The organism is Oerskovia merdavium (genome assembly GCF_014836755.1).
GTDB classification, from domain to species: domain Bacteria; phylum Actinomycetota; class Actinomycetes; order Actinomycetales; family Cellulomonadaceae; genus Oerskovia; species Oerskovia merdavium.
On record NZ_JACSQF010000010.1, the window covers coordinates 34508 to 54553 of the forward strand.

Annotated in this window: 20 protein-coding genes, 1 other RNA gene and 1 pseudogene; 4 read left to right on the forward strand and 18 right to left on the reverse strand. The window is 70.8% G+C overall.

Features of this window, described 5'->3' with window-relative positions; all coding sequences use genetic code 11:
- Positions 1-69: 69 nt before the first annotated feature.
- A complete protein-coding gene (locus tag H9641_RS10805) occupies positions 70-1035 on the reverse strand; it encodes a PfkB family carbohydrate kinase (RefSeq protein ID WP_191803605.1) in 966 nt (321 codons plus the stop codon).
- 42 nt (positions 1036-1077) lie between these two features.
- On the opposite strand from H9641_RS10805, the gene H9641_RS10810 reads away from it, so the two are divergent.
- From H9641_RS10810 to H9641_RS10825, 4 genes are all read left to right on the forward strand, one after another.
- The gene (locus tag H9641_RS10810; protein ID WP_191803607.1) at positions 1078-2124 is read left to right on the forward strand and encodes an LLM class flavin-dependent oxidoreductase; all 1047 of its coding nucleotides are present in this window, start codon (positions 1078-1080) and stop codon (positions 2122-2124) included.
- A gap of 238 nt (positions 2125-2362) precedes the next feature.
- Complete coding sequence (locus H9641_RS10815) at positions 2363-3334, forward strand: DUF4349 domain-containing protein (RefSeq protein ID WP_191803609.1); 972 nt, start codon at positions 2363-2365, stop codon at positions 3332-3334.
- Positions 3327-3689 (forward strand): hypothetical protein, encoded by a 363-nt coding sequence (locus tag H9641_RS10820; protein WP_191803611.1) that lies wholly within the window; start codon positions 3327-3329, stop codon positions 3687-3689. The genes H9641_RS10815 and H9641_RS10820 overlap by 8 nt, the downstream gene beginning before the upstream one ends.
- A 98-nt stretch (positions 3690-3787) precedes the next feature.
- On the forward strand, positions 3788-4447 hold the full coding sequence (locus tag H9641_RS10825) for a DUF4440 domain-containing protein (protein WP_191803613.1): 660 nt from the start codon (positions 3788-3790) through the stop codon (positions 4445-4447).
- Positions 4448-4588: 141 nt separating this feature from the next.
- Here H9641_RS10825 and ssrA read toward each other — a convergent pair.
- The 17 genes and pseudogenes from ssrA to H9641_RS10910 all read right to left on the reverse strand — a co-directional run bounded on the left by ssrA (position 4589) and on the right by H9641_RS10910 (position 19792).
- Positions 4589-4957: a transfer-messenger RNA gene (ssrA, locus tag H9641_RS10830) on the reverse strand.
- Between the two features lie 127 nt (positions 4958-5084).
- Complete coding sequence (locus H9641_RS10835) at positions 5085-5498, reverse strand: hypothetical protein (protein ID WP_191803615.1); 414 nt, start codon at positions 5496-5498, stop codon at positions 5085-5087.
- 115 nt (positions 5499-5613) lie between these two features.
- The gene (locus H9641_RS10840; RefSeq protein WP_191803618.1) at positions 5614-7536 is read right to left on the reverse strand and encodes a DUF2207 domain-containing protein; all 1923 of its coding nucleotides are present in this window, start codon (positions 7534-7536) and stop codon (positions 5614-5616) included.
- A complete protein-coding gene (gene smpB / locus H9641_RS10845) occupies positions 7533-8003 on the reverse strand; it encodes an SsrA-binding protein SmpB (protein WP_056650441.1) in 471 nt (156 codons plus the stop codon). The genes H9641_RS10840 and smpB overlap by 4 nt, the downstream gene beginning before the upstream one ends.
- 118 nt (positions 8004-8121) lie before the next feature.
- Positions 8122-9486: a peptidoglycan DD-metalloendopeptidase family protein gene (locus tag H9641_RS10850; protein ID WP_191803620.1), complete on the reverse strand. Its 1365-nt coding sequence runs from the start codon at positions 9484-9486 to the stop codon at positions 8122-8124.
- Position 9487: 1 nt separating this feature from the next.
- Positions 9488-10399: a permease-like cell division protein FtsX gene (ftsX, locus tag H9641_RS10855; protein WP_191803622.1), complete on the reverse strand. Its 912-nt coding sequence runs from the start codon at positions 10397-10399 to the stop codon at positions 9488-9490.
- Positions 10400-10583: 184 nt separating this feature from the next.
- Positions 10584-11264: pseudogene (ftsE, locus tag H9641_RS10860) on the reverse strand (cell division ATP-binding protein FtsE); the annotation flags it as partial.
- Between the two features lie 254 nt (positions 11265-11518).
- Positions 11519-12643: a peptide chain release factor 2 gene (gene prfB / locus H9641_RS10865; protein ID WP_191803626.1), complete on the reverse strand. Its 1125-nt coding sequence runs from the start codon at positions 12641-12643 to the stop codon at positions 11519-11521.
- A gap of 76 nt (positions 12644-12719) precedes the next feature.
- Positions 12720-13958 carry a WxL protein peptidoglycan domain-containing protein gene (locus tag H9641_RS10870; RefSeq protein ID WP_191803628.1) on the reverse strand — a complete coding sequence of 413 codons (1239 nt, stop codon included), beginning with the start codon at positions 13956-13958 and terminating at the stop codon, positions 12720-12722.
- A gap of 113 nt (positions 13959-14071) precedes the next feature.
- A complete protein-coding gene (locus tag H9641_RS10875) occupies positions 14072-14722 on the reverse strand; it encodes a hypothetical protein (RefSeq protein WP_191803630.1) in 651 nt (216 codons plus the stop codon).
- 172 nt (positions 14723-14894) lie between these two features.
- Positions 14895-15320, reverse strand: coding sequence for a hypothetical protein (locus H9641_RS10880; RefSeq protein WP_191803632.1), 426 nt, complete (start codon positions 15318-15320; stop codon positions 14895-14897).
- 65 nt (positions 15321-15385) lie between these two features.
- The gene (locus H9641_RS10885; protein ID WP_318244523.1) at positions 15386-15781 is read right to left on the reverse strand and encodes a pilus assembly protein; all 396 of its coding nucleotides are present in this window, start codon (positions 15779-15781) and stop codon (positions 15386-15388) included.
- 167 nt (positions 15782-15948) lie between these two features.
- Positions 15949-16353 carry a TadE/TadG family type IV pilus assembly protein gene (locus tag H9641_RS10890; protein WP_191803638.1) on the reverse strand — a complete coding sequence of 135 codons (405 nt, stop codon included), beginning with the start codon at positions 16351-16353 and terminating at the stop codon, positions 15949-15951.
- A 1-nt stretch (position 16354) separates the two neighbouring features.
- Entirely contained in the window at positions 16355-16540 is a 186-nt protein-coding gene (locus H9641_RS10895; protein ID WP_191803837.1) for a hypothetical protein, read from the reverse strand.
- Between the two features lie 198 nt (positions 16541-16738).
- Positions 16739-17647, reverse strand: coding sequence for a type II secretion system F family protein (locus H9641_RS10900; RefSeq protein WP_225220314.1), 909 nt, complete (start codon positions 17645-17647; stop codon positions 16739-16741).
- A gap of 38 nt (positions 17648-17685) precedes the next feature.
- A complete protein-coding gene (locus tag H9641_RS10905) occupies positions 17686-18546 on the reverse strand; it encodes a type II secretion system F family protein (RefSeq protein WP_191803642.1) in 861 nt (286 codons plus the stop codon).
- A gap of 1 nt (position 18547) precedes the next feature.
- Positions 18548-19792 carry a CpaF family protein gene (locus H9641_RS10910; RefSeq protein WP_191803644.1) on the reverse strand — a complete coding sequence of 415 codons (1245 nt, stop codon included), beginning with the start codon at positions 19790-19792 and terminating at the stop codon, positions 18548-18550.
- Between the last annotated feature and the right edge of the window lie 254 nt (positions 19793-20046).

Consider the following 20046-nt stretch of genomic DNA (forward strand, 5'->3'; position numbering starts at 1 on the left):
GCGCCAGCAGGCGTCCGACCGTCGGCACGGACCCCCCGAGGTCCCCGCGGCGAACCGCGCGCCGACAGGTCAGCGGCGTCGCGTCCCGCTCTCGCCGACCCAGCCCCTGGCGCCGGGAAAGGTCACCGACCATGAGGCGACCGCGGCTGCATGCTCGAGCGCGCTCGTCCACGCCTCCCCGAGGGCGATCCTGGCGGCGAACGCGCCGTGCAGCACGTCGCCCGCCCCTAGGGTGTCGACGACCTCGTGGACGACCGGGACAGGGACGGTGGACCTGACCCCCGCGTCGAGCAGCTCGAGCGACCTCGCCCCGCGCGAACGCGCGACGAACGACGGGCCGAACGCAGCGACCGCGTCGAGCACCCGGTCGGCCGGCTCGCCCGGGACACGGAAGTCCTCCGAGAGCACGACGGCGTCGCACAGCGGGAGGAGACCTGCGGTCCCGTCCTTCCACGACCCGCCGTCGAGCACGACGACGTACCCGCCCTCGCGCGCTCGGCGTGCCACGGCCGAGGCGAGCGCCGGGTGGTGCCCGTCGAGGAGCAGCACGTCCCGCCCCTGGTGCAGGACCTCCCCCGCGTCGCGCCCGTTCGGCCGGAGTCCGAACGTGCGGTCGAGCAGCGACCCGTCGGGCAGCGCCACGGGCCGGTTCGCCGCGTTCGTGCTCACCACGGCCCGCTCGCCGGTCCCCGCCGTCACGAGCACCGTGGACACGGCCGGGCCATCTGCTCCGTCCGGTCGGGCAGCAGGCTCCGAGCCGTCCTCGCTCGCGGGCTCGACCAGCTCGACCCCCGCAGCGGCGACCTCCGCCCGCACGACGTCCGCGAGCACACCGGAGCCCACCGCCGTCACCAGTCGGGTCCGGACGCCGAGCGCTGCGGCCGTCGCTGCCGCGTTGGCTGCGGGACCTCCGAAGGTCGCGCTCTGCGAGACCGCCACGACCTTCTCGTTCGGCCCGGGGAGCGCACGGACCACCTGGGTCAGGTCGAGGGTCACGAGTCCGCAGCAGATCAGCACAGCCTCATCCTTGCTCATCTCTCCGGGGAATAAGGATCCGCTCCATGCGTTTGCATACACATGCGACTTGGCTTCTACACCTTCGGCGACAACGCCCCCGACCCGACCACCGGCGAGCAGATGCCGGTCTCCCAGCGTCTGCGCGACGTCCTGGAGCGGATCCGCCTCGCCGACGAGGTCGGCCTCGACTACGCCGGCATCGGCGAGCACCACCGCCCGGACTACGCCATCTCCTCCCCGGCGACCATGATCGCCGCTGCTCTCGCGCAGACCGAGAACATCACGGTCGGGAGCGCCGTGACCGTCCTCTCGACCGAGGACCCCGTGCGCGTCTACCAGCAGTTCGCGACCATGGACCAGCTCTCGGGCGGACGCGTCGAGCTCCTGGCCGGGCGCGGCTCGTTCATCGAGTCCTATCCGCTCTTCGGCGCCGACCTCGACGACTACGACGCCCTCTACGACGAGAAGATCGTCCTGCTGCGGCTGATCGACGAAGGCAACCCCGTCACCTGGTCGGGCCGCTTCCGCCCTGCGCTCGACGAGGCCGAGATCCTCCCCCGGCCGTTCGACAAGCCCGGTCGTGGCGAGCACCTCGACATCGCGATCGCCACGGGCGGCAACCCGCAGTCCTCCGTGCGCGCGGGCGTGCTCGGCCTCCCGGTCAACTACGCGATCATCGGTGGCAAGCCCGCGCAGTTCGCTCCCCTCGTCGACCTCTACCGGCGGGCCGCCGCGCAGTCGGGTCACGACGCCGCCGCGCTCGAGGTCTCGGTGTCGACCATGGGCTTCCTCGCCGACGACGGCAAGCAGGCCAGGGACTTCTTCTACCCGTACTACCTGCAGAACATGAAGAAGATCTCCGCCGAGCGCGGCTTCCCCATGCCCAACCGGATCTCGTACGAGGCCACGGCTTCTCGCGGCGGCGCCTACTTCATCGGGTCGCCCGAGGAGGTCGCCGACCGCATCGTCGAGCTGCACGGAGCCCTCGGGCACGACCGCCAGATCTTCCAGATGGACCTCTCCGGAGTTCCCCAGAAGGAGTCGCTGCGGGCGATCGAGCTCCTGGGGACCGAGGTGGCTCCCCGCGTCCGGGCCGCGCTCGGCTAGGTCTGGCTCCGTCGTCGGCGGCGGCGGCCCGCCGAGACCGGACGACGCCGACCGCACCGGGCCAACGGGCCGACGGGGGCACGCGTCCCCCCCGGCCCGGGACGTCCGGGGCCGCCCGGGACCTGGCGCCCGCCGGCGAACGAGGTCCGATGACGGTGCGGTGACGGCCAGTTCACAACACGGTCACGATCTGCCCGAACCCCCACCCTCCGGGCGAACCCGCGCCTAGGGTCGTCGCATGCGCACCTCCTCTCGCACGTCGGGCGTCCTCGGGACCGCTCTCCTGGCCGTCCTGCTGCTCGCCGGCTGCACCGGATCGGGAGGCGACGAGTCCCTCTCGGACTCCGCGGGCGCGAACAGCGCGGCCGACGTCGCACCCGAGGCGCCCGCCGAGGCGGCCGGCATCCGGCTCGACGGCGCCGTCGAAGGTGACCTCCGCGAGGTCATCACCACCGGCAGCCTGACCCTGGTCGCCGGCGACCCCCGGACGGCCGTGCAGGCGATCGCCGAGCTCGTCGAGTCGTCAGGCGGCCGCGTCGAGAGCCGGTCCGAGCACTCGGCACAGGACGGCTCCGACGCCTCCGGGCAGATCACGGTCCGTGTACCCGCGGCTCAGGTCACGGCCACCGTCGACGCGCTGGACAGCGTGGGTGAGGTCCAGGACGTCTCCCTCGACGCCGAGGACGTCACGGCGACGGCCATCGACCTCGACGCACGGGTCCAGGCCCTCGGGACGTCCGTGGCGCGCCTCGAGGCCCTCATGGGCCAGGCGGCGACCACGGCCGACCTCCTGGCCGCGGAGAAGGAGCTCACCGCGCGCCAGGCCGAGCTCGAGAGCCTCCAGTCGCAGCGCGCCTCGCTCACCGACCGGGTGGACATGTCGACCCTCCACGTCCAGGTCGTCGCCGAGGCCCCCACCGCGACGATCCGGCCCGCCGGGTTCCTGGGAGGTCTGGACCGCGGCTGGAGCGCACTCCTGACGACGATCGACGGGCTCGTGGTCGTCCTCGGGGTCCTGCTCCCCTGGATCGCCGTCGCGGCCCTCGTCGCCCTCGTGGTGAGGATCGTCGTCCGACGTACGCGCCGCCGTCGGGCAGGGGGCAGCCCGACCGACACCGGGCACGCGCCCCTCTCCGACCCCGACACGGGCCCTGGTGGCTCGCCCCGCGAGACCAAGCCGCTCGTCGAGGCAGGCGACCGCCGTGGATGACGCGGGAGGCGCCCGCCTCGAGACGTACCGCCGCCGGATCGGCCGCCTGCACGGCGCCGACGGACCGGTCGGTCACCTCGTCACCCGTGTCTGCACGCACTGGGAGACCGTGGGCCCCCACTCGTTCCCGACGTACGTCAACCCCGAGGAACGCCTCCAGTGGCGGGTCCACTTCGACGACCCTGCTCGCTCCGACACGTTCAGCGACGACCAGGACCGGTGCGTCGACCTCCTGCGCGGGCACGAGACCGACGCCTGGGAGGCGGGCGTCCTCGAGCTGGACACGCAGACCCTGCGCATCGAGTGGCTCGACGGTCCGGACGCCGACGCGGCCTGGGCGACCAACGGGTGGTAGTCCGTCCCTTGTTCGAGCGCAGTGCCCCGAGCCGGTCGCGGACGTAGCCTGACGGGGACGGCACGAGCAGGGCGAACGTTCCCCGAAGGGTGACGACCATGCATCGGCGACGAGGACGGCCGGACCCGCAGGTCTCCATCGACCTGACCCCGGCGCTGGACGACGACCAGGACGACACTCTCCTCACGGTCTCCACCGCACCAGGCACGTCGGCCCCACGACGCCGGCCACCGCCTGGCCCCTCCCACCCACGCCGGCAGATCGCGCTCGCCGCACTGGGCGGGCTCCTCGTGGGCGGCGCAACCGTCGCCGCGGTCCAGCTCGTGGCATCCCAGCAACGCGAGATCTCCGGGTCCACGACCGTCGCCGAGCTGCGAGGGGTCGAGATGGAGCGCCTCACGGACCTCGTCGCAGCAGACCGTGACGCCGCACCGTTCGCCGCACACCTCGGCGAGGACTTCCTCCTGGTCGACGTCACCGGGGACGAGACCCCCAGACCCCAGTACCTCGACGATCTCGCGTCGGGGGAACTGGACTTCCGGCAGTTCGAACCGACCGGCGAGATCCTCGTGCGGCTCCACGGACGCACCGCGGTGGTGGAGCACGAGTCGGACGTCGACATCGCGGTCGCGGGGGTCGGCGTGTTCCGGCATCCGGTCCGGACGACCGTCGTGTACGAGCGTCACGAGGACGGATGGTCGGCGGTCCACGAGAGCACCGCGGCACTCGGCGACCTCCCCCGGCCCACCCAGGAGTAGCGGCACGGGCACGAGCCTTCCGGACCGTGCGGGGAGATCCTTCCGGACCGTGCGGGGAGATCCTGGGTACGACGAAGGGCCGCCCGGTGGGCGGCCCTTCGCAGTGACAACTGGGGTGATGCGCCGCCCTGGCGGGCGACGTGGTGGAGGTGCGGGGAATCGAACCCCGGTCCGGTGACGCAAATCCAGGTCTTCTCCGGGCGCAGTCTGCTGTTGATTTTCTCGGCCCCAGCACTCACACAGACAAGGTGCTGACGGGCTCAGTCATCTAAGAGTCCCTACGCCGCCGGTGACGAGCGTCGTAAGCAGTGGCTCTCTAGCTGACGCCAGGAACCGGGGCGAGAGCAACCCCGGGCTGACGGACTTCGAAGACTCGCTCAGGCGGCGAGTGCGAAGTCGGTGCGCTTGGAATCGGCACCTATTGGTTTGCAGACGTCGTTTACGAGATAAGTCTGCATCCTCGGCCCGCTTCTCCTCGAAGCACGACCACCGTCGAAACCGATCACCCCCTGTGCAGTTGTCAATCACCGACCCGCTCCGTCCCGTCCGTCCGCCGAAGCGTCCGTCCGGTCCGTCACCGGGTCAGCAGTACCAGCCTACGGGATCAACACCACCGTGGGCGAACCTATTTCCGCGGCTACTTCTTCCGGCTCAGCGCATCGACCAGCAGCCCGCCGGCGATACCCAGCAGGAAGACGTCCTTCGCGAGCCCGATCCCCTGCGGCGTGGGACGGATCCCGTCCGCCTCGGTCATCCCCGGCGTCTTGAGATACATCGCGACGAGGCCCGCGGAGAAGGCTCCGAGGCCGAGCGCGACCACGCCCGTCGGGACGAAGGGCACGAGCAAGGCCGTGCCCAGCGAGATCTCGGTCGTGGACAGCGTGCGGGTGAACTGCACAGGGTCCTGGTCCGCGAGGAACGGGAACGTCCCCGCGGCCATGCCGTGGATCCCCTGCGCGGTCTCCTCGTCGGCCTTCCGCTTGGTGAGCCCGGAGTTGAGGATGAACGCGCCCGCGGCGACGCGCGGGATGTACTGACGGAGCTTGACCATGGGGCCTCCTCGGCAGGGTGACGGCGACTACCCTGAGACGCTACGTCGTCGGGCAGGAGGATGCATCCTCGCCCGGCGTGTCTCCGCACGGCCCCGACCGCGTCGCGACGAACCGTCACCAGCCACCGACGCCTCCGCCGCCACCGCCACCGCCGCCCGAGAAGCCGCCCCCGCTCGAGAACCCCGAGCCGCCCGAGGAGCTGGGCGTCGCGGCCGAGATCGACGTCGTGGCCGCGTCCGAGAACGCGTCGAGCGACGAACCGAACGACGAGTACCCGACCCAGAACATCCCCGGTCCGTACCCGGGGCCGACGTACCAGGCGGGCTCGGCCACGGACTGCCCCTGCGCGGCGAGCCGTGAGAAGATCCCTGCCCACCGGTCTGCGGCGCCGAACACGATCGCGTAAGGCAGGTACCGCGAGAACACGTCCTCGCCCTCCTCGAAGCGCAGCTGCCCGGCCTCGGCCGTCTCGAGGTAACGCCGGAAGCCGAGCGTCTGCGCGAGCATCGCAGTCCCCTCGGCCGTCCTCGCAGGGGCCCTGGGCGCCAGCACGAACGCCAGCACGCCTAGCACCGGCAAGGGTGCGGCGACCAGCGCCCAGGTCGGGCCGAAGATCGCACCGAGCGCGATCGCCACCACAGCACCGACCACGACGAGTGCGCCACCTGCGACGTACCAGTGGTCGCGCACCGTCTTGGGGTTGGCGCGGAACCAACCGCGCCGCGTGACCTCCTCGTAGAGCTCGGACTGCACGAGGGCCATCGAGGCGGCGAACGTCGTCCGGAGGTCCGAGAGCGTCACGCTCTCCCGCCCCGCGAAGATCTCGTCCAGGAGCGTGCGCTCGAAGCCGAGCAGGTCCTCGTCCGGTCCCGCCAGCCGGTCCAGCCGCCAGTCGCCGCCCTTGCCCCGCTTGTTCGGTGGCTCGACCTCGACGATCCGCAGGTGACCGCGGACCGCGAGGTCGACGATCGTCGCCGTCACGTCGTGGGGGTCCGCACGCTCGTCGACCAGCGTCCCGATCTCCCCTGGTCTGCTCGCGGCAGGCGGCGCGAACCGGACCGCGACGGGCAGGCGACGGTCGCGGGGGCCGACCAGCGCCTCGCCGGTCCCGTCGGCCGCGCCGGAGGACACGGGCTGCACCCCCGGGGTCAGGCCCAGGTACTGCTCGTCCCGTCCGCGCTGCCTGACGCGGTGCGCCATGAACCACACGCCACCACCGAGGAGCAGCGCGCTCAGCCCGCCCGACACCGGGGTCACCTCGAAGGGGCGTTCGCCCGTGGCCTCGGCACGGTCGACCACGACGGGCTCGGCGCCCTCGAACGTACCCGCCGGGTACTCGACGAGCACCGTGAAGAAGGTTCCGGCCGGCACGTCGGCCTGGGTGAAGCTCGCGACGGTCCCGGCCGCCGAGTGGGTCGTGCACGGGTCGGTGGCGCCCGCGGCCCCGGCGAAGCAGCTCGTGCGCGACACGTCCCCGGGACCGTCGAGGGTCACGCTCGCGTTCTCGATGTCGATCTCGGACGTGTCCGGCAGGACGTTCCAGTAGATCTCGTCCTGGCCGTCGGCGCCGGTACCCGGGTTCACCAGACCACGGAGCGTGTACGTGATCGTGTACTGCTCGAGCCCGTCGTACGTCTCGTCGGCGGACCCGACACGCACCAGGAGGTCTCCTCCGCCCTGGTCCGCGACCTCGACGTCGGCTGCGGCGCCCGAGGAGTTCGACGCCCGGACGTCCGAGACCTCGTAGCGCCGCAGGTGGTCAGGGTCCCCGTCGATCTCGAACAGGGTCGGGATCTCGAGCGTGGGCCCATGGCCCTCGTCACCGCGGAAGTCGTAGTCCATGTCGATCGACACGCCCATGGTCCCGTCCCGCTCGACCTGGGCTGCGACGTCGTACCGCGTCACGACGCGGTCCGAGACGTCCGCGGTGGCGACCGGGGCGAGGAGCAGGCCGCCCAGTGCGGTCGCGGCGACCGCGAGGCTCACGCCCCGTGCGCGCGGGCCGACGACGGCACTCCTCGCGCGCACTCGTGTCACCGGTTCTGCCGGTGGCGCATGGCGCGCTGTGCCTCACGGTTGTCCTGCTGCTCTCGCAGCGCCTGACGCTTGTCGTACTCCCGCTTGCCCTGGGCGAGCGCGATCTCGACCTTGGCCCGGCCGTCGAGGAAGTAGAGGGCGAGCGGGACGATCGTGTACCCCTTCTCGCGCAGCTTGGCCTCGAGGCGCAGGATCTCGTCCTTGTGCAGCAGGAGCTTGCGCTTGCGCCGCGGGGCGTGGTTGTTCCACGTGCCCTGCGAGTACTCCTGGATGTGGACGTTCTCGAGCCACGCCTCGCCGCCGTCGACCGCGACGTAGCCGTCGAGCAACGACGCCCGGCCCTGCCTCAGCGCCTTGACCTCGGTGCCGCTCAGCACCAGCCCGGCCTCGAGCACGTCCAGGATGAGGTAGTCATGGCGGGCCTTGCGGTTGCTGGCGATGATCTTGCGGCCAGTCTCCTTCGCCATGGGTACGTCGTCCGATCTGCTCGAGCTCTGGTGAGGGGTCCAGGAAGGACCCGACCGCGCCGTGCGGCGCGACGTCCCAGGCTACGCGAAACCTGCCCCCGACCTGTAGGTGAATACCTCAGAGCATGGTCTGGGGGTCCACCGTGCTGCCGTTGACGTACACCTCGAAGTGCAGGTGGCAGACCCGGCTCGTCCCCGTCGTGCCCGAGTACCCGATGAGGGTCCCCTGCGCGACGCTCTGTCCGGGCGAGACCGCGAAACGGGACAGGTGGTTGTAGCTCGTCATGAGGTTGGCCCCACCGACCGTGCCGTGGTTGATCATCACCTGGTTGCCGAGGCCACCGTAGCTGCGGGCGAACAGGACCGTTCCCCCGGCCGCCGCATAGATCGGGGTACCGCAGTAGGCGCGCAGGTCCGTCCCGGCGTGCAGACGGTAGATCCCGGGCAGGAAGGGGTGGTGCCGCATCCCGTACTTCGACGTGATGTGAGGAACCGCGGTCGGGTACGCGAGGAACTTGCCGGTCGACGCGCCACCTCCACCGCCTCCTCCCCCTCCGCCGCCGGAGGTACCGCCACCACCACCGCCGCCACCGCCTGTCGCGGGCGGGGGCTGCTTGGCCGCTTCCTCGGCGGCCTTGCGGTCGCGCTCGGTCTGCGCGGCGATGATGCCCTTGAGCTCGGTCGTGAGGTCGGCCTGTGCCTTCTCGTTGGCCGCGATCTGCGCGAGGGCCGCCTCCTTGCGCGACTCGATCGTCGCCTGCTTCGCCTGCTGCTCGACGATCAGGCCCTCGATCTCGGCCTTCCGGTCGGCTGCTGCCTTGCGGGCGGCGTCGGCTGCGACGACGTTCTGGTCGGCCTGCACCTTGAGGTCGGCGATGGTCTCGCGGATCGCCGTCAGGCGGGCCTCGCGGTTGCGCGCGATCGACTCGGCCTCCTGCAGGTCCGTGAGGGTGCGAGCCTGCGTCCGTGCGGCGGTCGAGGACATCGCGTACTGCTCGATGAAGTCGTCGGTGCTCTGCGCCCCCGTGACGATCCCGAGCCCGCTCACCTCGCCCTGCCCCCGGTACGCCTGCCGGGCCATCTCGGCGATGCTGGACTTCGCGGTGCTCACCTTGCCCGCGGACTCCTGGATCTCCTCGCTGATGGCCGCTTCCTCCACCTGCGCGTCCTGGAGCCTGACGGCGAGCTGCGCGGCCTCGCGCTGCGTGCGCTCGAGCTCGGCCTCGGCCTGGTCGAGCTCGGCCTGCGCCACGGGCAGGCGCGCTTCGATGGTCTGCAGGTCGAGGATCGCCTGCGCGAGCTCGGCGTCGGTTCCCTCGAGCTGCGACTCGAGGCCCTCACGGTCCTGCTGCGCCTGGGACTGGCGACGCTCGGCCGCTGCCCGCTGGTCGTCCAGGTCGTCGGCGGTCGCGACGACCGCGGAACCGAGGAGAAGGATCAGGGCGGTTCCCGCAGCAGCGAGACGCCGGGTCAGCTGGGACATGTCACACCCTCGTGTAGCGGCTGAGCGTGACGACCGAGGAGATGGCCGCCAGGACGAATGCGATCAGGATCAGGAGCGGCGCGATGCGCAGCACGTCCGTCTCGGAGATGTACGCGATCCAGCTCACGGAGCTCTGCAACCAGTCGGTGACCAGGTACTTGACCCCCAGCCAGAGGCCGCCGACCGCGAGGAGCGCACCCGTGACCGCGGCGATGGCCCCCTCCAAGATGAACGGCAGCTGGATGAAGAGCTTGGAGGCCCCGACGAGCTTCATGATCTCGGTCTCTCGCTGACGGCTCATGGCTGACAACCGGATCGTCGTCGTGATGAGGAGCACCGCGGCGAGCATCATCACGACCGCCAGCCCGCCCGACATGAGCGAGGCGCGGTTGAGCGCGAGGAAGAGCGAGTCGAAGATGCGTCGCTGGTCCTCGACGTCCTCGACCCCTGGCCGACCCGTGACGACGTCGTTGACGACCTCGTAGTTCTCCGGGTTGGTGAGCTTGAGCCGGAACGAGGCCTGCATGTCGTCCACCGTGAGCTGGGTGCCGTTGAACCCGTCGGGGAACCGCTCCTGGAAGGCGGCGAACGCCTCCTCCTTGGTCTCGAAGAACACGGTCGCGACCTCGTCGCCGAGCTCGCCCGCGAAGACTCCCTCGAGCGCCTCGATCTGCTCGGGCGACGCCTCGCCCCCGGCGCACGTCGGGTTGGGCGAGTCGATCGGGCACAGGAAGACGGACACCTCGACCCGGTCGTACCAGTCGTCCTTGAGCTTGTCGATCTGGATCTGGAGCAGTGCCGAGGCACCCACGAAGGTCAGGGACACGAACGTCACGAGGACGACCGAGATCGTCATCGCCAGGTTGCGACGCAGACCGGACCCGATCTCGGCGAGGATGAACTGAGCGCGCACCGGACTACCACTCCCCTCGGACGGAGGATTGTGCTGGTGCAGGTTCGGGTTCGCCGGGCCGCTCGGCGACGTCATCGCCCGAGGCGACGAGCGTCGTCGTGCGCGGGCCGAGGTGCGATCCCGCCCGTCCGGCGAGGTGTCCCGACGGCTCGCGCAGGGCGTCGTCGCCGGACAGCGGCACCCCGGCACCGTAGACGCCGTCCTTCTGGTCCCGGACCACGACCCCCGACGAGAGCTCGATCACTCGCTGACGCATCTGGTTGACGAAACCCGAGTCGTGCGTCGCCATGACCACGGTGGTCCCCGTGCCGTTGATGCGCGAGAGCAGGTTCATGATCCCGAGCGAGGTGTTCGGGTCCAGATTCCCGGTCGGCTCGTCGGCGAGCAGGATCGAGGGACGGTTGACGAAGGCTCGCGCGATCGCGACGCGCTGCTGCTCACCGCCCGAGAGCTCGTGCGGACGCCGCTTCTCCTTGCCCTGCAGGCCGACCATCTCGAGGACCTCGGGGACCGTCACGGCGATCGTGTGGCGCGGCTTGCCCGTCACCTGCAGCGCGAACGCGACGTTCTCGAAGACCGTCTTGTTCTGGAGCAGCCGGAAGTCCTGGAAGACGACGCCGATCTGCCGACGCAGCGACGGGACCTTCCAGGACGACAGCGTCGACAGGTCACGGCCGGCCACGAACACCTTGCCTCGCGTGGGCCGCTCCTCGCGCAGCACCAGGCGCAGGCACGTCGACTTCCCGGAGCCGGACGCGCCGACCAGGAAGACGAACTCACCGCGCTCGATCTCTGCGGACATGTCGTCCAGGGCAGGCCTGGCGCCACGGGCGTAGACCTTCGAGACGTTCTCAAATCGGATCACAGCAGTTGACCAGTCTCTCGGTGGGGGAAGCGAATTCGTTCGCTGGTCGCCCACGAGAGTAGGCACGCCCTGCAGGGCTGACACCGCTGACACGCCGGGCTCGCCCGGATCGGGCAGGGTTCACGACCGTGGCGGCCCCACGGGCAGACCGCCGCAGGATCGGGTGCTCGGGCCGTGCCAGGCTGCGGTGGAGCGCACGGCCGGGGCGGGCCGGGCCCGGGCGCCCTGGCGAGGCCCCCGCCCCAGGCGTGGCGTCAGGCCTGCTCGGCGCCCCGCCGCCAGCGGATGCCGGCCTCGATGAAGCCGTCGATGTCCCCGTCGAACACACCCGAGGTGTTGCCGACCTCGTACTCGGTGCGCAGATCCTTGACCATCTGGTACGGGTGCAGCACGTACGAGCGCATCTGGTCGCCCCAGCTCGCCTTGATGTCACCGGCCATAGCCTTCTTGGCCGCGCTCTCCTCAGCCTGGCGCTGGAGCAGCAGGCGCGACTGGAGGACGCGCAACGCCGCTGCGCGGTTCTGGATCTGCGACTTCTCGTTCTGCATGGACACGACGATCCCGGTGGGGATGTGGGTCATGCGCACGGCCGAGTCGGTCGTGTTCACGGACTGGCCGCCGGGGCCCGACGAGCGGAAGACGTCGACCTTGATCTCCGACTCGGGGATCTCGACCGAGTCGGTCTGCTCGATGAGCGGGATGACCTCGACCGCGGCGAACGACGTCTGACGACGTCCCTGGTTGTCGAACGGCGAGATGCGCACCAGGCGGTGCGTGCCTGCCTCGACCGACAGGTTGCCGAACGCGTAGGGGGCCTTGACCTCGAAGGTCGCGGACTTGAGGCCCGCCTCCTCCGCGTAGGACGTGTCGAGGACCTGGGTCGGGTAACCGTGGCGCTCGGCCCAGCGCAGGTACATGCGCAGGAGCATCTCGGCGAAGTCGGCCGCGTCCACGCCGCCTGCTCCCGCACGGATCGTCACGACGGCCTCACGGGCGTCGTACTCGCCCGTGAGCAGGGTCTTGACCTCGAGCACGCCCAGGTCCGTGCGGATCCGTTCGAGGTCGGCCGCGGCCTCTGCGAGCGTCGCGGCGCGGTCGGCGTCGCCGATATCGTCGTCGTTCGCCATCTCGACGAGAGTCTCGAGGTCGTCGATCCGGTCGCCCATCTTCGTGATGCGATCCAGCTCGGACTGCGTCTGCGAGAGGGCCGTCGTGACCTTCTGGGCGGCGTCAGGGTCGTCCCACAGATCGGGAGCCGACGCCTTGTCCGAGAGCTCCGCGATCTGGACGCGCAGGGCGTCCGGGTTGCTCACGGCACTGATGGTGCCGAGCGTCGTACGGAGGGCGCGGATCTCGTGCGGGAAGTCGATGGTGGCCACGATCGTCTAGGTTACGCGACGCGAGGGCGGGCGTGGCTCGGTGCTCGCCGTGGCGGGCACCGAGCGGCCCGTCACGTCACGCGCCCGACGACGGAGCATCCGCCCCGGCGGAGGCGTCATCGCGGCCCGCGGTCCCAGCCGGTGACGTCGCAGGCGCCGTCGCCACCGGTGCGGTCGCACCGCTCTTCCCCTGGTCGACGTCTTCGGTCCCGGCCGCCGCGCGACCCTCGGCGCGCGCCTTGGCGAGCAGCGCCTCGAGGCGCTGCTTCTTGCGCTTGCGGTTGTCGCGCAGACCGATCACCAGGACGGCCGCCGCGGCGAGGAGGAGGATCTGGACCCACGGGATCGCCCAGGTCGTCACGGCGACCGTGACGGGCTCGAGCGGCGCCTCGATCGGGACGTCGACAGCTCCTCCCGTACTGACCGGCACAGGTGTCACGGTGATCTCGGTCGTCACGGGCCCGACGGGCCAGATGCCCGCCACGGCGAACGCGGTCGTGCGGGAGGTCCCCGGGATCAGCTCCTCGATGCCCTCGGTCCCCCGGTCGATCGTGGAGTCACCGAGGCCGAACGGCCCGGACACGTTCGCCTGCTGCTCGGCGCCGACGCGAAGGTTCCCGTCGTTGGTCACCCCGTACGCGACCCGCACCGAACCCGGGGCGAACGGGTTCCACGAGGGCTCGTACGTCGCCCGCACATCGGTGAGCGCGAGCGAGGGCGTGACCTCGCCGGGCACCCGCAGGTTGACGCGCACGCCGACACGGCTCTCGACTCCGACACCGGGCCCTGCGGCCGTGGAGGCGGACGTGACGGTCGCGACGATGCCGGCCGGGTGGTCGCCCGGGGTCGCGTTCTCAGGGACCGTGATGGTGAACGGCACGATCACGGTCTCCCCCGCGGGAACGTCCACCGTCGGCTGGACCTCGAACCATCCGCCCGAGTCCTGCGGCTCCTGGTCCGAGGTGCGGATGTCGAACTTGCCCATGGGCGTGAAGAGACCGTCGTTGGTGACCATCGTGAACGTGACCGGGCCCGCCCCGTGGTTGGACACCGCCACCTGGTCCTGGATCTGCGCTCCCGGCTCGGCGACGAAGTCGAAGATCCGGCGCTTGTCCGGTCCGTCGGGCGTCGCCGTGGTGACCGAGAACCTGATCTCGCCGGGGTCCTTCGCGTCAGCGTGCGAGACGCCGGTCCCGCCGGCCAGCGCCAGCAGCAGGGCACTCAGCCCCAGGACGCTCCGTCGGAGTCGATCCATACGACGACCTGCTGCGGACATCGCGACCCCGCTGGACACCATCTGCACTTCCTTGCTCACCACGACTTCCGATCATCCTCGAACGGTCTACCTGCTCCGGAGACGGTACAGGGCCGACGGAGAACCGCCGGCCCTGTGTCGTCACCGTCCGTGACACTGATCGCGAAGTGCGATCAGCTGCCCATGAGCGTGAGCGTCAGCGTCGACGCGTACGCACCGGAGGGGGTGTTCTTCGGCACGGTCAGGTTGAGCCCGGCCTTGACGCCGAACGACTGACCGTTGGACTCGACCGACGAGCCGTTCGAGACGAGGAGGTCACCGGTCTGGATGCCGCCCTCGAGCCACTCGCCGCCGGGGCCCTCGCCGGCCGGCGTCTCCTGGAGATCGCCCGCGATGGGCGCACCAGGCGTGACGTTGAAGTCACCGGGGATCGGGGTGGTCAGCTCGGGGACCCATCCGAGCTTGGTCGAGTCGATCTCCGGCAGGCCTGCGGCCACGAAGTTGCTCACCTGGCCACTGACGCTCCACGAGCCGTCGGCGGGCACGTCGTTGCGGTCGTCAGAGACGCTGACGCCGTCGAGGACGCCCGTGAACTCACGGTTGCCTGCTGCCCAGATGTCGTCGCTGGTGGACTCGTTCAGCGTGACGGACGGGTTGTTGACCGTGAGCGTGAGCGCTCCGACCGGGGTGACCGAGACCTGGATCTGAACGTCCTCGTCCTGGTTCACGTCGGCCGCGGCCGACGACGCCATCGCGATGGTCCCGAGCAGCATCGCGCTGAGCGCTCCGCCAGCGATCCACTGCTTCCTTGCACGTGCATTCATGTAAGTCTCCGTCGTTGGAGGGTGTCGGACCGGATCACCATAGCGGCGAACCGGCGGTTTTGGCAGCCCCCAGTCAAAAGTCGCACCTTTCGTTAAGAAAGTTAACGATCGTGTTAGCGCTAACTCAATCATGTTCACTCGCCCGACACCTTTTTCGGGAGGGGAGGGTCGATCACCAAGCTCGCGCACTGGACTCTGCACGCACGATGATGCCATCAGACCAGAGCCGCGTCACCCAGCTGACGAGAACCGGGTGCGAGCGAGCCGCGAGTCTGACGTTCGCCGTGCGCCCGTCGGGGGTGGCGGCCTCGATGATCGTGACGTCGTCCAGCCCTGCCAGCATGGCCGGGTGGGCGACGAGGAACGACCGGACGGACGACTCGACGTCCGCGTCGCTCAGGACCAGGACGCCCCCGTCCACCGGGTCCGCCAGGCCTCCTCGGTAGACGGTCTCGGCAGGCATCGCGTCGGCCGCATCGAGAGCCGAGGCGTCGGCCAGGTCGAACAGCTGCTTGCGATCCAGGTGGACCGCCGTCGCGGAGACGACCACGGCCACCAGGACGAGCGCGAAGGCGACGAACATGCTGGTGAGAAGCATGATCTGGCCGCCTTCGCCATCGCGCTCGTGCGCGCACCCTTGCCCAGGGACACCCCGGGAACGCCTCACGGCCGAGCCCCCGCGTACCTGTCCACCGTCGAGGTGTGCACGGCTTGGACCGGTATCGACAGCGGGACCCACGACCGGATCCCCGAGGGGACGAAGGGCAGCGCGACGTCGTATCGCACGACCGCCACGACCTCGCTCCCCGGAGCGAGACAGGGGTCGGCGGAACACGTGAGCTCGAGCACGTCCGAGGGTTGCACGTCCTCGAAGCCCTGGTCGGAGAGCGCCAACGAGGTGGCCACCCCCGCCCGCACCTGCCCCTCGGCCACCGAGTCCGCGGTCACGAACGCGCGGGCCGACTCCTTCGCTGCCCCCTCGACCGCGAAGGTCGCCGCCTGGATCCGGCCGAGGGTCAGCGCCAGGTACAGGACCGGGAGAATCAGGACAAGTGCCACACCGAGGAACTCGACCTGCGCGTTCCCGGCGTCGTCCCTCGCCCGAACGTGGGACCGATGGCGAAAATTCACCCGGTCGCCATGACCTGTCCGCGGATCGGTACCTCGCTCGACGACCGGCACGACCCCGCGCGCGTCTCCCTCGTGGACCGAGCGCGCCCGGGAGCTCACGGCTCCTCCGCCAGCGCGTGGCCGCTCACCGTCAGCGTCCCGGCCGGGCCAAGAAGGCCGACCACCGGGAATGGGGCGGTCACGGTCACCTCCACGACCGGCAGGCCCCCCAGCTCCACCTCGCGCGCGGTCACGTCCTGGGCGAACCGCTCGGAGAGCGCGGCATCGATCAGCTGCTGCGTGCGTTCGACGCCGTCCTCCGGCGTGCGGTCCGCCCGCCCCGCGAGGCGCGCTCCCTCCGCCGCACTGTCGATCACGACGGCGCGCACGTGGAGCGCGAGCACCACCTGGACGACGCCGAGGAGAAGTGCCACCACGAGGACCGAGACCAGCACGAAGTCGACGACGGCAGAACCGTCCTCCACCCCTCGTACCACCCTCGGGTTGGCGTCTCGGCCCATCTCAGGGACCGCTGACGCTGCTGATCGCGTCGCTGAAAGTACTCGTGAGCGCGGGTCCTGCCACCGCCCAGAGGGCGACGACGAGCCCGGCCGTCATGAGGGTCACCAGAACCCATCCCGGGACGTCACCCCGTTCCGCGCCTCGGCCCCCGGCACGGCGCACCAGTCTGCTCGTCCAGTCCTTCACCTGCTGTGGCACGGCTGCTCCTCGCTCGTTCTCTTCTCGGTTCCTGTCCTGGACGGGCGTCCAGGACGAGTGTTCAAGTCGACAGCACCTTCGATCGGCGCGGCCGGTGCGACCAGATTCGGCATGCCGCACCTCGAGCGCCGGGCAGGGGGCCCGGAGCGGGAGGCTCCCGGGATCCGTACTCCCGGTCGGCCACGGTCAGAGGCCGATCTGCAGGGTCACGATCGACGGATAGACGGCGAAGACGACGGTGACCGGAAGGATGAGGAAGACGACGGGAATCATCATGAGGACCTCCTTGCGCCCACCGGACTCCATGAGCGCCCGCCTTCCCGCTTCGCGTACGTCCTGGGCCTGAGCCCGGAGGACCTCGGCCAGCGGAGTACCTCGCTCGACGGCCACGGCCACACCCTCGGCGAAACGGGTCAGGCTCGCGAGCGTCGTCCTGTCGGCCAGGTCCTCGAGCGCGCGGGACAAGGGAGCCCCGGACCGGACGGCTGAGAGCGTCGCCGCAAGCTCGACGGAGAGCTCGCCGTGCGCGCTGGCCGCAACCCTCTCCATCGCAGCGACCGGCCCCTCCCCAGCCCCGACGGACAGGGCGAGCAGCTCGGCGATCGTCGGGAACTCGCTGAGCATCCGCTCCTCGCGCCGAGCGATCCGGCGAGTGAGCATCTGGTCGCAGGCCAGCAGCCCACCGACCCCGCAGAGAAGCACCAGCAGGAGGAGCACGACGGGCGACGACCCTCGCGTGGCCGCGAGAAGGAGCGCGAAGACCAGCCCGCCGGCAAGGCCGAGAGCGCCCCACACGACCTGGCGGGCTCGGAACTGGTCCACGCTCTCCCGCGAACCGGCCCGGTCGAGACGACGACGCACCTCGGTCCGGGAGGAGCCGAAGCGCTCGAGCAGCCGGCCCGCCGCCGCGATCCTCAGCCCGAGGACGTTGTCGCCCGTGAAGAGCCGACTCGCCGCCGACGTCTCCGTCAGCAGGCCCGAGGTCGCGCCGTGGAGCCTCAGGTACGGGCCGACCCGCTCGTCGAGCCGGACCCGCCGCGCCCGGAGTCGAGAGACGATCACCAGGGCTCCCCACCCGAACAGGGCGCCTGCCATCGCCCCGGTCCACAGGAGCCCGGAACCTGCCGCCCCGCTCACCGCAGCACCCGCGCTTCCTCGGGAAGTCGGCCGATCCATCGCATGAGCCGGTAGGCCACGAGCGAGCACACGGCCCCTCCCCCGAGGACCGCAACCCCCTGCAACGAGTTGTAGGCCTGCGCGGTCTCGGGTCGGGTCGCCAGCAGGGCCAGGACGACCCAGGGGCCGGCCACCGCGAGCCGCGCACCGCTGACGGTCCACGACTGCCGCGCCTCGAGCTCTCCACGTGTCCTCGCGTCCTCCCGCAGGAAGAGGGCGAGCGTACGCAGGAGCCTTCCGAGATCCGTTCCGCCGACCTCCCGGGTCATGCGCAGCGCTTCGACGATCCGGTCCGCGACCGGGTCTGCGAGCCGCACCTTGAGCGCGTCCAGACAGTCGCCGAACCGGCCTGACGCCCGGAAGTCCCGGGCGAACTGCGCGAACGGCACCCTCAGCTCGACAGGACCCCGCTCTCCGAGCTGCCCCACCGCCTCGGGGAGGGAGAGGCCCGCACGGACGCCCGACGCCAGGTGGTCGACCGCCTCCGGCCACACGTCCCGTAGCTCCGTCCGTCGCCTTCGAGCCCGGGAACGCACCATGGTGACCGGGGCCAGCGCCGCGAACAGCGCGAAGCACACGGCGATCGGTAGGGCACGCGTCACGGCGAACCCGACGAGGAGGACGAAGAGCCCGGACCCCACGCTCCCGACGACGAGTGCCCGCGGCGAGACCCTCGCAAGCCCCGCCTGCACCAGGACGTCCTGGGTGCGGGCGGACCAGCCGCCCGTCCTCCGGGGCGCACGTGAGCGCGGCTCCCACCAGGAGGACCACAGGCAGACGATCCCCGCGCCCAGCAACAGACCGACGACGACCCCCACGTCAGCCCTGCCCCGCACCGTGCGCCGACATGAGCGCCACCAGGTCGACGCCCGCGCGCGCGAAGCGGTCCTCGGCCGGCGGAAACCCGTCGCCGCGGACCAGCCGACCACCGGACCGGTGGAACAGGTCCGAGACCTCGACGACCCCTTGCTCGACCCGTCCCGTCACCCCCACGATCTCGCGGACCTCGCGCCGGCCGTCAACGGTCACCCCGAGGTGCACGACGACGTCCACGGCGCCCGCGACCGTGGGCACCACGAAGCGGTCCGACACGTTCTCACCGGCGAGCAGGGGCAGCGTGCACATCTTCGAGATCGCTTCCCTCGCCGAGTTCGCATGAATCGTGCACATCCCAGGAACACCCGCGTTCAGGGCGATCAGCAGGTCGAAGCTCTCGGCCTCGCGCACCTCCCCGATCACGATGCGGTCGGGACGCATGCGCAGGGCCTCCTTGACGAGCCTGCGCAGCGGGATCTCACCGGTCCCCTCGAGGCTCGGCTGACGGCACTGCATCGAGACGATGTCCCGCACCGCGAACCGCAGCTCGAACACCTCCTCGCACGTGACGACCCGGTCCTGGGACGGGATCGAACCGGCGAGAGCATTGAGCATGGTCGTCTTGCCCGCCTGGGTCGCCCCTGCGACGAGGAGGTTGAGGCCCGCCTGGACCGCGGCATGAAGGAACGCCGCTGCGTGCGGGGTCAGTGACCCCAGCCGCACCAGGTGGTCCAGGTGCGAAGCGCGCACGACGTGCTTGCGGATGTTCACCGCGAGGTGCTCGCGGGTCACGTCCGGGATCACCACGTGGAGACGTTCCCCGCCCGGCAGCGCGGCGTCGACGAACGGGCTCGAGAGGTCGAGGCGCCGGCCGGAGGACTTGAGCATCTGCTCGACGAGGTCGCGTACCTGCGTCGAGGTCAGGATGGTCGAGGTGAGCTCGGCGTTCCCGCCCCGGGCGACGAACACCTTGGCGGGCGAGTTGATCCAGATCTCCTCGACCTCCGGGTCGTCGAGGTACTTCTGGAGCGGGCCGAGGCCGGCGACGGCGTCGAGGACCGCACGCACCGCCCCCTGCGCATCGGCGAGCGCGGGCACGACACCGAGCGCGGTCCGGGAGTCGTAGTCGGCCAGGGCATCGGCGACGAGGCGGTCGATCCCGTCCTTGTCCCGCACCGGGTCCACGCCACGTCGGCGGATCAGCTCGCGCACCTCGGTCTCGAGGATCGTCACACCGCTGGTGCTCATGTCGTCGTCACGCCCCCTTGCGTCCCCCTGCACGCCCCCCGCGCAGCCAGCGGCCCCGACGTCGCAGGGCGGCTGAGCGCCGACACTAGGGCACATCGCCCCAGCTGCGCACGCGCCCTGTGGACGGCAGGTCAGGACCGGCGGGATTCCGCGCCTCGACCACCCCGGACTGTCCGGAATGTGGTCACCGTCACGTTCGCTCCGCCTGATCGCACCGGATCGCGCCAGGTCACGCTCGTCGGCGTCCCGCCACG